Here is a 14,385-nt window from a genome sequence, read left to right as displayed (position 1 = left end):
CCGACCATGCCGATCCAACCACCTATCGACCATAACAAGCTCGACCGCATCGTGGCCGAGGCGCGGCGCAATGCCGAGCAGCGCGAGCTCGGCTACCGCGAGCGGGCGCTGAAGATGTATCCGTGGATCTGCGGCCGCTGCGCGCGTGAGTTCACCCGGGTCAATCTCTCGGAACTTACGGTGCATCACCGTAACCACGATCACGACTTCAACCCGGCTGACGGCAGTAACTGGGAACTGCTGTGCGTGTACTGCCATGACAACGAGCATTCGCGCCACATCGACCATGTGCGCGGCGCGGGTTACAGCGTGCAGGAAGAGGTGGCGCCAGCCACCGGCAATCCGTTTGCCGACTTGAAAGCGATGATGGAGCGTGGCGGCAAAAAATAATCAAGGCTGCAGAAGCGTCGACCTTAGTCCGCCTGCTTGACGATACGCAGCCGTACCGCCTGCACGCCTGGCAGCGCGCGTACCGTACGCAACAACGCTGGTATCGCGTCGACGCGCCAGGCGTCGCTCAGTTCCAGATCGGCCTGCGCATTCTGGTTGTGGTAGCCGTGCAGCACCACGGTGGCGCGGCCGCCGCGATAGCCGGCCAGCGCATGCTGGAGCTGCTCGACGAAATCGGGTTTGACGCCGTTCAATTTCAGCTGCAGCAGGCGTGCGTGCTTGCGGCAGGCGTCGGCCAGCGAGGTCGCGCTGCGTGCACGAATCTGGAAGCCGCCGCCGGAGAAATCGTCGATGCGCAAACCACCTTCGACGACGAGCATTTCGTCGCGGGTCAACAGCGGCGCGATCTGCTGATACAGCTCGCCGAAGAAGCTCACTTCGATGCTGCCGGTACCGTCCTCGATGCGTACGAACGCGTCGCTGTCGCCGCGCTTGCGCACGGCGGTAACCATGCCGGCGATCGTCCACGGCGTGTCCGGGCCACGGCGAAAGCGGTTGCCGTCGTCATTGTCGTTCTTGCGCGGCTTGGGCGGCTGGTAACGCACGGAAATCTCACCCAGCGGGCAGGTCGACAGTTGTGCCAGTTCGTCTTTCCACGGGTCGGTCGGGTGGCCGGACAAGTAGTGACCTAGCGTGTCGCGCTCACCCTGCAGCAGCTGCTCCAGCGGCCATTCCGGCGCGGTGGGCAGGTCGATGTGCACCACCGGTGTCAGCGCGCCCGAGGCCGCGCCGAACATGTCGTTCTGGCCCGACTGCCGATCGCGCAGATGCTGCTCGGCAGCCTTGATGGTGTCAGGCAACTGCAGCATCAGGCTGGCGCGTGTGGGCGCCAGTGCGTCCAGTGCGCCGGAATGGATCAGCGCCTCGAGCACGCGGCGGTTGAGCTTGGTCGGATCGACGCGTCGGCAAAAGTCGGCCAGGTCGGTGTAACGACCGTTCTGGCGTTCCGTCACGATCGCCTCACACACGCCTTGCCCCACGCCCTTGATCGCGCCGAGGCCGTATTGGATCGTGCGAGCGCTTTGGCGTGAGTTATTGGATGACGTGTCGGGCCCTACCGCGACGAACATGTAGTCCGACGCGTTGACGTCCGGCGGCAGCACGGTGAGCCCGATGGCGCGGGACTCGTCGAGGAAGATCACCGCCTTGTCGGTGTTGTCCATGTCCGACGAGATCGTGGCGGCCATGAACTCGGCGGGGTAGTGCGCCTTCAACCAGGCCGTCTGATAACTGACCAGCGCGTAGGCCGCGGCGTGCGACTTGTTGAAGCCGTAGCCGGCGAACTTCTCCATCAGGTCGAAGATTTCGTCGGCCTTGGAACCAGCCAGACCGTCCTTCGCCGCACCGTCGCGGAACTTGGCGCGCTCCTCGGCCATCTTCTTGGCGTCTTTCTTGCCCATCGCGCGACGCAGCAGGTCGGCGCCGCCGAGCGAGTAACCGCCGACGATCTGCGCCATCTGCATGACCTGCTCCTGGTAGACCATGATGCCGTAGGTCTCCTCCAGGATCGGCTGTACGCGCGGGTCGGGATAGCTCACCTCCTCGCGGCCGTGCTTGCGCGAGACGAAGCTGGGGATCAGATCCATTGGGCCGGGTCGGTACAGTGCCACCAGCGCGATGATGTCCTCGAAGCGATCGGGCTTGGCATCTTTCAGCATGCGTTGCATGCCTGAGGATTCGAGCTGAAATACCGCGATGGTCTGTGCTTTTTTCAGCAAGTCGTAAGGCTTTGGATCGTTCAGCGGCAGCTGCGAAATATCTAGCGGCGCTTCGTCGGTTTTCGCGCGACGAAGGTTGATCGCCTTCACCGCCCAATCGATGATGGTGAGCGTGCGCAGCCCGAGGAAGTCGAACTTCACCAGGCCGACCGCTTCGACGTCGTCCTTGTCGAACTGGGTTACCACGCCGCCGCCGCCCGCTTCGCAGTACAACGGAGCAAAATCGGTCAGCGCGGTGGGCGCGATCACGACGCCGCCGGCGTGCTTGCCGGCGTTGCGGGTGAGGCTCTCGAGTTTCAACGCCAGGTCGATCAGCGCGCGGGCGTCTTCATCCTGCTCATAGGCTTCGCAGAATTCCTTGACGACGCGATCGGTTTCTTTCTTCGATTTTTCCGAACGGCCCAGCGCATCGGACAAGGTCAGATCGAGCGGGCGCGGCGGCACCAGCTTGGCCAGCTTGTCGACCTGGCCGTAAGGCATGCTCAGCACGCGACCCGAATCGCGCAGCACGGCCTTGGCCGCCATCGAGCCGTAGGTGATGATCTGGCTGACGCGGTCGCGGCCGTATTTGCGCGATACGTAATCGATCACCTCGTCGCGACGATCCATGCAGAAGTCGATGTCGAAGTCGGGCATCGACACGCGTTCGGGATTGAGGAATCGCTCGAACAGCAGGTCGAACTGCAGCGGGTCGAGATCGGTGATCTTCAGCGCCCATGCGACCAGCGAACCGGCGCCTGAACCGCGACCCGGGCCCACCGGAATGCCGTGTTCCTTGCCCCAGTTGATGAAGTCCGCCACGATCAGGAAGTAACCGGGAAACCCCATCTCGATGATGACGTCCAGTTCTCGCTCGAGCCGCGTCTGGTAGTCGGCGGCTGTACGGCCGTTGGCCAGCGGTACAGCGGCGTGGCGTTGCTGCAGGCCTTCGCGCGACAGCTCGCGGATGTAACTCGCCAGGTCGTGCCCCGGAGGCACCGGAAAGTCGGGCAGGTAATACGTGCCGAACTTCAGCTCGACATTGCAGCGCCGGGCCAGCTCGACGGTGTTTTCCAGCGCTTCGGGAATATCGGCAAACAGCGCCTCCATTTCCTCTGGCGATTTCAGATACTGCTGGTTGCTGTAATCACGTGGGCGCTTGTTATCCGCCAGCACACGTCCCTGGTTGATGCATACGCGCGCCTCGTGCGCCTCGAAGTCGTCCTGCAGCAGAAAGCGCACATCGTTGCTGGCGACCACCGGCAGATCGAGTTCGCCGGCGAGCGCCAGCGCAAGGGTGTTCCAGTTTTCCTCGCCCTCGCGGCCACAGCGGGTCAGCTCCAGATACAGGCGGTCTGGGAAAAGGCGCATCAACGGCTGCAGTTTCGCCAGTGCTGCATCGATGCCCTGATTCAAGGCAATGCGCCCGATCTCGCTTTCGCGTCCCAGCAGGGCGATCAATCCATGTGCTGCATCGGCATGTAGCCAGCCAGCTTCGATCAGCGCGCGGCCGCTGTGCTGGCCCTCGCGCCAGGCACGCGATACGAGACGCGACAGGTTGAGGTAACCATCGCGGTTCTGGCATAGCAGGTTGAGCCGCCAAGGCCGCGGGTCGTCGGGTGCGGAAATCCACAGGTCGCAGCCGCTGATCGGCTTGATGCCCGCCGCGCTGCAGGCCTTGTAGAACTTCACCAGCGCGAACATGTTGCATTCGTCGGTGAGTGCTACCGCCGGCATGTTGGCGCGCACGCAAGCGTCAACCAGCCCCTTGATGCGGATGGTCGAATCGACCAGCGAATACTCGCTGTGCAGATGCAGGTGGACGAAGCGGGTGGTCATGGAACTCACGCGGCGAGTCCATGAAGGCTACCCGTCCGATTGCGCACCGACAAGGTTTGACTTACGCGCATATTCCGCGATTCGTTGCGCTGGGCGGGAGCCGCGTTCAATTCACCGAGGTAATCGTTTTTTGCGCAGCGGATGAGCTGGACGCCGCGGGCAGTGCGGACGGTTCGGCCATCAACGTATTTATTTCGGCAAGCAGGTCATCAAGCATGGCTTCGCTATAACCCACATGGACGTCGGCCACAGTGCCGTCGCGATGAAGCATCACCATCACCGGAATGCCCTTGTTCGTGCCGAACGGTTTGCCGATTGAGCCGTCACGATCCCAGCTCATCAGCAGGCCGGGCAGGCGAGGCCGCAATAGGCGGGCGGTCCGGAGAAAAACGTCGCGATCCTCCTTATGATCGATGGAGACAACCTGAAGCGGCAGATGGCGTTCGGTGGCCAGCTTCTGCAAGCCCGCGAGTATCGGCAACTCCTTCATGCAGTAGGTGCACCATGTGGCCCAAAAGCTGATAACCACGACCTTGTCACGCATCGAAGCGAGGCTGACGATCTCACCATTGGGCGTTTTGCCCAAGGCGTCAGGCGGCACCGCACCCGGCTGGATTTCCGCGTTCGCCGAGAAGCAAATCAAGGCGATGATCCATGCAAAAACTATCCTGCGCATCCGGCAAACTCCCCTGTCCAGGCTGCTAGCGTAGCGCCTTGTCGGGAGTACTGAAACGCTGCTTTATTGCCGCTCAGCCGAAGGCAGTCAGGAGCAGGTAGCCATCCAGTACGATCACGACCGCGGTACCGGCTGCAGCCAGCGCCATAAAGATACGACCGAAGCCGTACTGACCCATCAGGTCGCGCCGGCGCGCCAGCATCAGCATCGGCAGCAGAGCGAACGGCAGGGCGACGCCCAGCACGCACTGGCTGAGTACCAGCAGGGTGTCGGCACCCATCCTGGGGCGGGCGGCGAGCAGCACGAACCCGATGCAGACGCCGGCCAGGCGCGTGGCGATGCCGCGCAGCCAGGTACGGCTTGCTCGGCCGCGAAAGCCTTGGCTCAATATGCGGCCAGCCAATACGCCGGTGATCGCCGAACTCTGCCCGGCGGCGTATAGCGCCACGGCGAATATCACTGCCGCGCCGCTGCCCAGGGTCAGGGCAATCGCGTGGTAGGCATCGTCCAGGCTTTGTACCGGCCTGCTCAGGTGAGCCAGCGAGGCGGCGGCCACCATCAGCATCGCCGCGTTGACCAGGGTGGCCAGCAGCAGCGAGACGCGCGTATCGGTTTCGACCACGCGCAGCGCCATGGGTCGTTCGTGTGCAGGAAGCTCTTTGCTGCGTTCGGCGATCAGGCCCGAATGCAAAAACAAATTGTGCGGCATCACCGTGGCACCCACGATACCCAGCGCTATGGCCAGCATGCCGTGGTTGCCAAAAATATCGCCGCTGGACGCCAGCCCATGCAGTACATCTTGGGCAGCCGGGCTGGCCTTGATCAGCAGATAGACAAAGGGCAGCGAGACGACGGCCAGCAGTGCACTGACCACATACTCGTGCGTGCGCTGGCGACGTTGCGAAAGCGCCATGATCGCCAAAGTCCCCATGGCCGCCACGATCAAACCAGCCTGCAGCGGCAGCCCGAACAACAGCCGTAGCGCGATCGCCCCACCGACCAGTTCAGCCAGGGCCGTGGCGACGATGGCCAGCTCGCTGGCCATCCACGCAGACACCGTCAACGAGCGTGGCAGCAGGCGGCGGGTCAGCGCGGCGAGATCTTCACCGGTAGCCATTCCCAGTCGTGCAGCCATGGTCTGGAACAACAGCCCGAGCAGGCTGGCCAGCAATACCGAACCTAGCAGCGTGTAGCCATAGCTGGAACCCGCAGCGATATCGGTGGCCCAATTGCCCGGATCCACGTAGCCCACTGCCACCAGCAGCCCCGGTCCAATCATCCGGCGCATGGAAATGCGCGTCGCCGGTGACAGCGATCGGTTGACAGGATGCAGAAGGCTCAAGGTTTCGATCAGCGCAGACATGGCCGCAAGGCAGGGGTCTAGATCCCTCCATTGGGGCCCATCCGAGGTGCCACTGTCCAAGTGATCCTGCCCATGTCGACCATAGGCAAAAGCTATGACCTATCGATCACAGGAAAGCCGTATCTATGGCATGAGCAGCCGCTTTACCGGTGCAAAGCTGCGGCGATGCTGCGGGCACGGGCCCAATAGCGTCAGCGCAGCGAGGTGTGCCGGCGTGGGATAGCCCTTGTGTATGGCAAAACCGTAGCCTGGATGCTTCGCTTCCATCGTCACCATCAATCGATCACGGGTGACTTTCGCGAGAATCGAGGCAGCGCTGATGGCCGGTTCCAACGCATCGCCACCAACGATCGCGCGGCCGCGGCAGGGCAGGTCCTTCGGCAGCTGGTTGCCGTCGATCAGCGCCTCATCGGCGACGATCGCTAGGCCGGCCACGGCACGGCTCATGCCGGTCATGGTGGCCTGGAAGATATTCAGCCGGTCGATTTCGTCCGGCTCGATAAGCACCACGCACCAGGCCAGGGCGCGCTCGATGATCCGCGGATACAGCGCTTCGCGTTTCGTTTCGCTGAGTTTCTTCGAGTCATTGAGGCCGACGATGGGGCGGGCAGGGTCAAGGATGACGGCAGCCACAGAAAGCGGACCCGCCAGCGGTCCACGGCCAGCTTCGTCGACGCCAGCCACTAAAACGCTTATTGCCTTTGCCCCGTCCCCCTCCCGAGGCTTCGGTTGGGATGAGGTGACGGTGGCACTTGCCTCAAACAAATCAGTCGCCATCAGTACCACCCACCAACTCGGCAATCGCCGCCGCGGCTCGTTCACCCGCGTGGCCTTCCAGACCGCTACGCAATGCTTGATGCAACTGCTCGAACGCGCTGACGATGTAGCCGCGTCGTTCGCTGTCCTGAAACAGCGCAAGCGTTGCAGCGGCGAGATTTCCGGCGGTGCACTCATCCTGCATGAACTCCGGCACCAGCAGTTCGCCCTGGATACCGCTGGCGCGCGCGAGAATATTGGGTAGCGCGTAGACGTCGGTTTTCAGCATTTTCAACGCGCGTGCAATGCGATAACTCAGCGGCGCGACGCGGTAGCCGACCACCATGGGTCGTTTGGCCAGCATGGCTTCCAGTGTTGCTGTGCCCGAGGCCAGCAACACCACGTCGGCCGCCAACATGGCTTCGTGCGCATGGCCGTCCAGCAACAGCGGTCCGGTCTCATCGCGAGGCAGTTTTGCCAGCAACGCCTTGAGCCTGGCGTGCACCTGCGGGTTGGCCGCGGGTATGACGATGCGCAGGCCTGGAAGTGCTGCGGCAACGCGGGTTGCCGCGTCGATAAAAATCTGGCCCATCCGCGCCAGTTCGGATGGCCGGCTTCCGGGCAACAAAGCCAGGATTGGCGCCTGTTGCGGCAACTGCAGAAACTCGCGCGCGCCGACGCGATCGGACACCAGCGCAAAGCGATCGGCCAGCGGATGCCCGACAAAGCGCGCATCGATGCCGTGTTTGGCGTAGATCGCTGGCTCCATAGGGAACAGGCACAGCACTCGGTTGGCGCTGCGGCCGATTTTCTCCGCGCGTTTTTCGCGCCACGCCCACACCGACGGGCTGACGTAGTGAACGGTTTTCAGGCCGGCCTGCTTCAGGCGCTGCTCGACGCCAAGATTGAAATCCGGCGCGTCGATGCCGACGACTATCGCGGGCTGCACCTTGAGCAATTTCGCAATCAGTGCGCGGCGCAGTCGCAACAGTCGCGGCAGATGGCTGATGACCTCGCTGAAACCGAACAGCGACAGTTCGTGGATGTCGTACCAGGATTCGAAACCCTGTGCCTGCATGCGGGCACCGCCAATGCCGACGAAGCGCACATGCGGATAGCGTTGACGCAGAGCGATGATGAGGTCAGCGCCGAGCTGGTCGCCGGAATCTTCACCGGCGATCAGTGCGATGAGTGGGGTGTTGGTGGAGACGTCGATGTTTTGCATTTCGTCTCCTAAGTAAAGCGGGAGTCAGAGCGCGATCTTGATTCCCTCATAAGCGCGTAGCACTTATGAGGGCGCATATCAGCGGGCTAGCGCGCGATTGCTGCGGTCAAGAAAATCGAGCATGGCGTTAACATCCTCACTCTCGCCTGCCTGTTTTGTCAGCAGTTCTCGGGCTTCGGGCAACGACAGGCCAGCCATGTAGAGGGTGCGATAGGCACGTTTGATTGCGGAAATACGCGCGGCATCGAAACCGCGACGTTTCAGGCCTTCACTGTTGATGCCACGTGGACGACCGTGCTGCTCGTTCGCCATCATCACGAAGGGCGGCACGTCCGAGCCGACCAGGCAACCCATGCCGATGAAGGCATGGGCACCGACCTTGCAGAACTGATGGATGCCGGAATAGCCGGACAGGATCGTCCAATCGCCGATTTCCACGTGTCCGGCCAGTGCCGAGTAGTTGGAGAACACGATGTTGTTGCCGACCTGACAATCGTGCGCGATATGCACATAGGCCAGTAGCCAGTTGTCATTGCCGATGCGGGTAACGCCGCCACCGTCACCGGTGCCACGGTTGATGCTGGCGAACTCGCGAATCAGGTTGCGATCGCCGATCACCAGCTCGGTGCGCTCACCGGCAAACTTCTTGTCTTGCGGATCACCACCCAGTGAAGCGAATTGGGCGATACGGTTGTCACGTCCGATTTTTGTCGGTCCTTCGATCACCACGTGCGGACCGATGACCGTGCCATCGCCGATTTCCACATCAGCGCCGATAACACTGTAGGCGCCGATGCTGACGTTTTCGCCAATGCGCGCGGAGGGATCAATCAACGCCGTTGCGTGAATCATTTCTCGGACCTCGCGGCACACATCAGCTCGCAGCTGGCTACCTCTTTGCCATCGACCAGAGTGCGCGCGACAAAGATACCCATGCCGCGCATCAGGCGCTTCAGACTTACTTCCATACGCAGCTGATCACCAGGTCCGACGACAGCGCTGAAGCGTGCGTTGTCGACCTTGACCAGATAAAACAGCGGGCTGCCGGCGTTGCCTTTCATGCGGCTGCTGATCTGCGTCAACAGACCTGCGGTCTGCGCCATCGCTTCGACGATCAGTACACCGGGCATGACTGGGTGGCCAGGAAAGTGGCCCTGGAAAAACGGCTCGTTGATGGTCACATTTTTCAGTGCGACCACACTGACGTCAGGCACGATCTCGATGACGCGATCCACGAGTAGGAATGGATAGCGATGCGGAAGCAGTTCCTGGATCTGCTCCACATTCACCGGCATGGTGATGGCGGCAGGTTTGTCACTCATGATTCTTGTCCTTTTCCAGCGCCGACAGTCGGCGCGCGTACTCATCAAGATGTTTGAAACGCGCTGCGTTCTTGCGCCATTGGAGATTGGCTTGCAGCGGCACGCCCGACGAATATTCGCCCGGCTCACGGATCGAGCTGGTGACCAGGCTCTTGGCAGTAATGGTAACCCGGTCGGCCAGCTCGAGATGACCGAGTACGCCGGCGTTGCCGCCGATCATGCAATAGCGACCGATTTTTGCACTGCCTGCCACCGCGGCACAGCCAGCCATGGCAGTGTGTGCGCCGACATAGACGTTGTGGGCGATCTGGATCTGATTGTCCAGCCGCACGTCTTCCTCGAGTACCGTATCGTCGAGCGCGCCGCGATCAATGGTGGTGTTGGCACCAATCTCGCAATCGTCACCGATGCGCACGCCGCCGAGCTGCGGTAGTTTGATCCAGTGATCTTTGTCGAAGGCCAGGCCAAAACCATCCGAGCCGATCACCGCGCCCGGATGCACGAGGACGCGCTTGCCGAGGGTCACGCGTATCACCAGTGTGACCCTCGCGACCAGGCGCGATTGCGCACCGACGGTGCAGTCGGTACCGATCATGCAGTGCGGGCCCAGTATCGCGCCGTCCTCGATAACGGCCCCATCCTCGATCACGCAGCAGGGTCCGATGCTGGCGCTGTTGCTCACTCGCGCACTCGCGGCAACCACCGCACTGGAGTGAATGCCCGGCGGAGCGGAGGGTAAACGTTCGAACAACGCGGCAATCTTGGCGTAGGCGACGTAAGGGTCTTTGGCTATCAGCGCAGCTGTCGGGCACGAGGTCAGATTTTCCTCGCGCAGCACGACCACGCCCGCGTGCGTGGCGGAAAGCTGGGCATCGTATTTGCTGTTGGAGAGAAAACTCAGCTGACTGGCGGTGGCGCCAGCCAGTGTACCGACGCCGTCGATACGGTGCGTGCCGTCGCCGTGCGACGACAGCCCGAAACGTTCGGCCAGCTCGGCCACTGAATAGGACAATTCGCTCAAGAGCATGCTCCGCACATCGGCGTCCGGCGGGACGCCGGTGCGCCGGGCTTGATCATCAGAACTGGCTACCGAAGGTGAACTGGATCTTCTCTTCGTAATGACTATCGTCGGCCTGGGTACGGAACGGATGCGCCAGGCTGATGATCAGCGGACCGATCGGCGCTTGCCAGTGCACCGAGACACCGGCCGATGCTCGCAGGGTGCTGGCGCTGAAAGTGCTGAGGCTCTGGTAAGCATTACCCACATCCATGAACACGGATACGCGGGCGGTGTTGATGTCCTTCAGGAACGGCAGCGGTAGATAGACTTCCGTCGTGCCGAGCACCTTGAACGCGCCACCGATCGGCTCGGCGTAATTACCGTCCGGGCAGTAGCCATTTTTCGCCGGAGCGACATCGGCAATACAGACGCGTGGTCCCAGGGTGTTGTCCTGGAAACCGCGCACGTCGCGCACACCACCTGAATAGAAGTTCTCAAAGAACGGGAAGTCCTGCCGCATATCGACGAGGGTGTGGTCGGTGACGGCATTCTGCAGGGTGGTGTAGTCGCTATCGCTGATGCCATTACTGCCATAGGTCTTGCCGTAACCCACCTGACCATCCAGATAGAGCACAAAGCCCTTGCCGATTGGCCAGTAATGGTTGGCTTCGGCGGTGAACTTCCAGTACTGGATGGTGGAGCCTGGTAATGCGATGTCCGCCGATGCCGAGATCAGGCCGCCACGCGTTGGGGAGAAGTAGGCGTTCCGCGTGTCGTGGTTCCAGCCCAGTGTGCCGGTCCAGGTATGGATGGTCTGGTTGCCGATTTCATTCTGGTAATCGATCAGTACCTGCGGGCTGTAGCCCGGGATCAGGCTGACTTTGTCGCTGCTGATACCCAGGCCGACGCGCACGCCATCCGTTTCGGTGATCGGAATGCTCAGATAGCTAGAGAAGCTCTTATCACTGGTCGAATAGTCGGCGAAATCAGTATCGCCGTAGTCGGTTTTGGAATATGTAGCGTTATAGCCGATACCGACATTACTGTCGGTGAGATACGGATTGAAGTAGTTGACACTGAACTTCGTGTAGTAGCTGCTGCGCTCGCCGCTGATCGATGCGCTGTCGCCTGTGCCAAAGATGTTGTTCTGCGACACCGACGCGTTGAGGATGATGCCGGAGTACTGTGAATAACCCACACCAAACTGCAGGCTGCCTGCGGACTGCTCTTCGACCTTGACCGTAACGTCGACCTGATCCAGCGAGCCTGGTATCAGTTTCTTGTCGATGTCCACGGTCTTGAAATAACCCAGACGCTGCAGGCGGATCTTGGAGCGGTCGAGAGCCGCCTGCGAATAGAAGGTGCCCTCGAGCTGGCGCATTTCACGGCGCAGCACATCGTCCTCAGTGCGGGTATTGCCCTGGAATACCACGCGGCGCACATACACTCGCTGACCTGGTTCGACGAAGAGGGTCAGGTCGACGGTATGGTTGTTCTTGTCCAGTTTCGGAATCGGCGTGACCTTGGCGTAGGCGTAACCGATGTTGGCCAGAATCGCCTTGATCGCCTTGCCGCTGGTTTCGATGGCCGAGCGATTGAACAGCTCCCCCTTTTTGACGTACAGCAGCTGGCGCAGCGTGGATTCCGGCAGGATCAAGGTGCCGAGGAGCTTGACGTCGGAGATCGTGTAGGTATCGCCTTCCTTCACGCTGGCATCGATGTACATCGAGCGCTTGTCGGGGGCGATGCTCACCTGGGTCGAGTCAACGCCGAAATCGGCGTAACCGCGATTCATGTAGTACGACTGCAGTTTTTCCAGATCGCCGGAAAGCTTTTCGCGCGAGTACTGGTCGTCCTTGGAGTACCAGGACATCAGACCCGGCGTGTTCGATTCGAAACCGGTGCGCACTTCCTTGTCGGTAAATGCGTGGTTGCCGACAATGTTCAGTTCCTCGATCTTGGCCGCTTTGCCCTCGCGGATTTCGATATCGACAGCGACGCGATTGCGTTCCAGCTGGGTAACATGCGGCGTTACCGAGACGTTGTACTTGCCGCGGTTGTAATACTGACGGACCAGTTCCTGTTGCACATTGTCCAACGCCAGGCGGTCGAAGGTCTCACCCTCGGTGAGGCCGATCTGCTTCAGCCCCTTCTTCAGGTCATCGGTTTTGATGTCCTTGTTGCCGCGGATCGTCAGCTTGGCAATCGACGGCCGCTCGACCACCTTGATCACCATGATGTCGCCTTCGCGATCGATTTCCACGTCGCTGAAGAACTTGGTCTGATACAACGCGCGGATGGCTTTCTGGGCCTGGTCATTGGTCAGGCGGTCACCCTTGCTGATGGGCAGATACGTGTAAACCGTACCAGGAGCGATGCGGCTGAGGCCGTCGATACGAATGTCTGACACCACGAACGGGTCGAACGCAAACGCATTGGCGGAGAGGGAGGCAAGCAGGATCAGCGCGGCGATACGCTTCATCGTCGGTTCCGTTGGGTTATTTCGATGGAGCAGCCAACGTGGCCGCCCCGATCAACACATGAAACAAGGCAACGCCCTGCTTCGAAAAAGAGTACGTGCTCTGCGGGAGCACATCGCGTAACGCACCACATCGATCTGCTGCATCAAGAGCAGCGGAGCTCCTCACCGATACATCCGATTTGCCTGTCATCGCCATCACGACAGCAAAATGCCATGGATGTCGTTGTAAAACGCCAGCCCCATCACGGTAAACAGCAGAGCGATGCCGATGTACTGACCAACAACCATCGTCTGCTCGCTAACCGGACTGCCTTTGATCAGCTCGATTAGATAATACAGCAGGTGCCCACCATCAAGGACGGGAATCGGCAACAGGTTGATGATGGCCAAACTCAGGGACACCAGTGCAAGAAACTGCAGAAATGACGCAAAACCCATGCTGGCCGAGGCGTTCGCCACCTGGGCGATGCCAATCACGCCGTGCAGGTTCTGGGTCGAGGCTTCGCCGGTAATCAGCTTGCCGAACATGGCAAATGTCTGTGCGGCGTTGTGCCAGGTACTCTGCAGCGATGCGCCGAAAGCCTTGATCGGTCCATAGCGCACCATGGCTTCTTCAGGCATTGGAGCGCCGATGCCCATCACCCACTTTTGCGGCTGACCCTGCAGTGACTCCCACTTGGTGACGACGCTGAGTTTTTTCGACTGACCGCTGCGCTCGATCACTACGGTGAGCGTAGGTGATTTGACCGCATCGGCCTGTACCAATTTGCCGAAAGCTTCGAAGTCACTGACGGACTGGCCGTTGACGCTGATCAGACGATCACCACCTTGCATGCCGGCAAGGGAGGCGGGCATGCCTGGCGTCACCGATGCAGCAATCGCCGGTGGTGGCGCTGGCTTCAGACCCAAGGCATCGAAAGACTTTTCAACCGGCTGTCCGGCCGGTAGCTGGTCCAGCGGAAGTACAAGCTGGCGAGAACGGCCATCTGTGCCGCGGACGGTTATCGGCAGAGGCGCGCGCCCGAGCAACCCGTTCGCCAGCGCGTCCAGGGAATCGCCCATGGTCGTCACGGTCTGGCCATCGATGCTGAGAATGCGGTCGCCGGGCAGGATACCTGCCTTGGCGGCAATACTCTGCGGCGTGGCGGTGATGACGGGTACATAGTCCGGCCGTCCCAGCATGAACATCAGCCAGAATGCGGCCAGCGTAAAGATCACGTTGAAGCCGGGTCCTGCGGCAACGATGGCGATACGCTTCCACACGGATTTGCTGGTGAATTCCTGGTCGCGCAGGGCCGGATCGACGTCACCTTCGCGTGCGTCCAGCATCTTGACGTAGCCGCCGAGCGGGATCGAGGCAATCTGGTATTCCGTGCCGTCGCGGCCGGTGCGTTTCCAGATGGCCTTGCCGAAACCTACCGAAAAGCGCAGCACCTTGACGCCACAGCGCCGTGCGACCCAGTAGTGGCCGAACTCATGAAAGGTCACCAGCACGCCAAGCGTGACGATCAACCAGAAAACCGAGCCGAAAAAAGAGTTCATCAATCGCCGTTGAAAAGTGACATCACGCCAAGA

General features: G+C 61.1%; 11 protein-coding genes. 1 reads left to right on the top strand and 10 read right to left on the bottom strand.

The window, feature by feature from the left end; genetic code table 11:
• The first annotated feature begins 6 nt into the window (after positions 1–6).
• A complete protein-coding gene (locus HDE80_RS05225) occupies positions 7–390 on the top strand; it encodes a YajD family HNH nuclease (protein WP_184668529.1) in 384 nt (127 codons plus the stop codon).
• Positions 391–413: 23 nt separating this feature from the next.
• Here HDE80_RS05225 and dnaE read toward each other — a convergent pair whose 3' ends face one another.
• From dnaE to rseP, 10 genes are all read right to left on the bottom strand, one after another.
• Positions 414–3,986 (bottom strand): DNA polymerase III subunit alpha, encoded by a 3,573-nt coding sequence (gene dnaE, locus HDE80_RS05220; protein ID WP_184668903.1) that lies wholly within the window; start codon positions 3,984–3,986, stop codon positions 414–416.
• A 106-nt stretch (positions 3,987–4,092) separates the two neighbouring features.
• The gene (locus HDE80_RS05215) at positions 4,093–4,662 is read right to left on the bottom strand and encodes a TlpA disulfide reductase family protein (protein ID WP_184668527.1); all 570 of its coding nucleotides are present in this window, start codon (positions 4,660–4,662) and stop codon (positions 4,093–4,095) included.
• Positions 4,663–4,735: 73 nt separating this feature from the next.
• Complete coding sequence (locus HDE80_RS05210; protein ID WP_184668525.1) at positions 4,736–6,025, bottom strand: Nramp family divalent metal transporter; 1,290 nt, start codon at positions 6,023–6,025, stop codon at positions 4,736–4,738.
• A 123-nt stretch (positions 6,026–6,148) separates the two neighbouring features.
• Positions 6,149–6,721 carry a ribonuclease HII gene (gene rnhB / locus HDE80_RS05205; protein ID WP_345776417.1) on the bottom strand — a complete coding sequence of 191 codons (573 nt, stop codon included), beginning with the start codon at positions 6,719–6,721 and terminating at the stop codon, positions 6,149–6,151.
• Positions 6,722–6,791: 70 nt separating this feature from the next.
• Positions 6,792–8,006 (bottom strand): lipid-A-disaccharide synthase, encoded by a 1,215-nt coding sequence (gene lpxB, locus HDE80_RS05200; protein ID WP_184668520.1) that lies wholly within the window; start codon positions 8,004–8,006, stop codon positions 6,792–6,794.
• 78 nt (positions 8,007–8,084) lie between these two features.
• Positions 8,085–8,858, bottom strand: coding sequence for an acyl-ACP--UDP-N-acetylglucosamine O-acyltransferase (lpxA, locus tag HDE80_RS05195; RefSeq protein WP_184601001.1), 774 nt, complete (start codon positions 8,856–8,858; stop codon positions 8,085–8,087).
• Positions 8,855–9,328, bottom strand: a complete 474-nt coding sequence (gene fabZ, locus HDE80_RS05190) for a 3-hydroxyacyl-ACP dehydratase FabZ (protein WP_184668518.1) — start codon at positions 9,326–9,328, stop codon at positions 8,855–8,857. Before fabZ ends, lpxA begins: the two co-directional genes overlap by 4 nt.
• Positions 9,321–10,349 (bottom strand): UDP-3-O-(3-hydroxymyristoyl)glucosamine N-acyltransferase, encoded by a 1,029-nt coding sequence (gene lpxD, locus HDE80_RS05185; RefSeq protein ID WP_184668516.1) that lies wholly within the window; start codon positions 10,347–10,349, stop codon positions 9,321–9,323. The genes fabZ and lpxD overlap by 8 nt, the downstream gene beginning before the upstream one ends.
• Before the next feature lie 55 nt (positions 10,350–10,404).
• On the bottom strand, positions 10,405–12,810 hold the full coding sequence (gene bamA, locus HDE80_RS05180; protein WP_184668514.1) for an outer membrane protein assembly factor BamA: 2,406 nt from the start codon (positions 12,808–12,810) through the stop codon (positions 10,405–10,407).
• A 195-nt stretch (positions 12,811–13,005) separates the two neighbouring features.
• The gene (gene rseP / locus HDE80_RS05175; protein ID WP_184668512.1) at positions 13,006–14,352 is read right to left on the bottom strand and encodes an RIP metalloprotease RseP; all 1,347 of its coding nucleotides are present in this window, start codon (positions 14,350–14,352) and stop codon (positions 13,006–13,008) included.
• Positions 14,353–14,385: the final 33 nt, after the last annotated feature.

Origin of the sequence: Rhodanobacter sp. A1T4, assembly GCF_014207185.1 — a bacterium.
Lineage (GTDB): Bacteria > Pseudomonadota > Gammaproteobacteria > Xanthomonadales > Rhodanobacteraceae > Rhodanobacter.
Note: the sequence above shows the minus strand (reverse complement) of the source record. Positions and strands in the feature narration are given on the sequence as shown.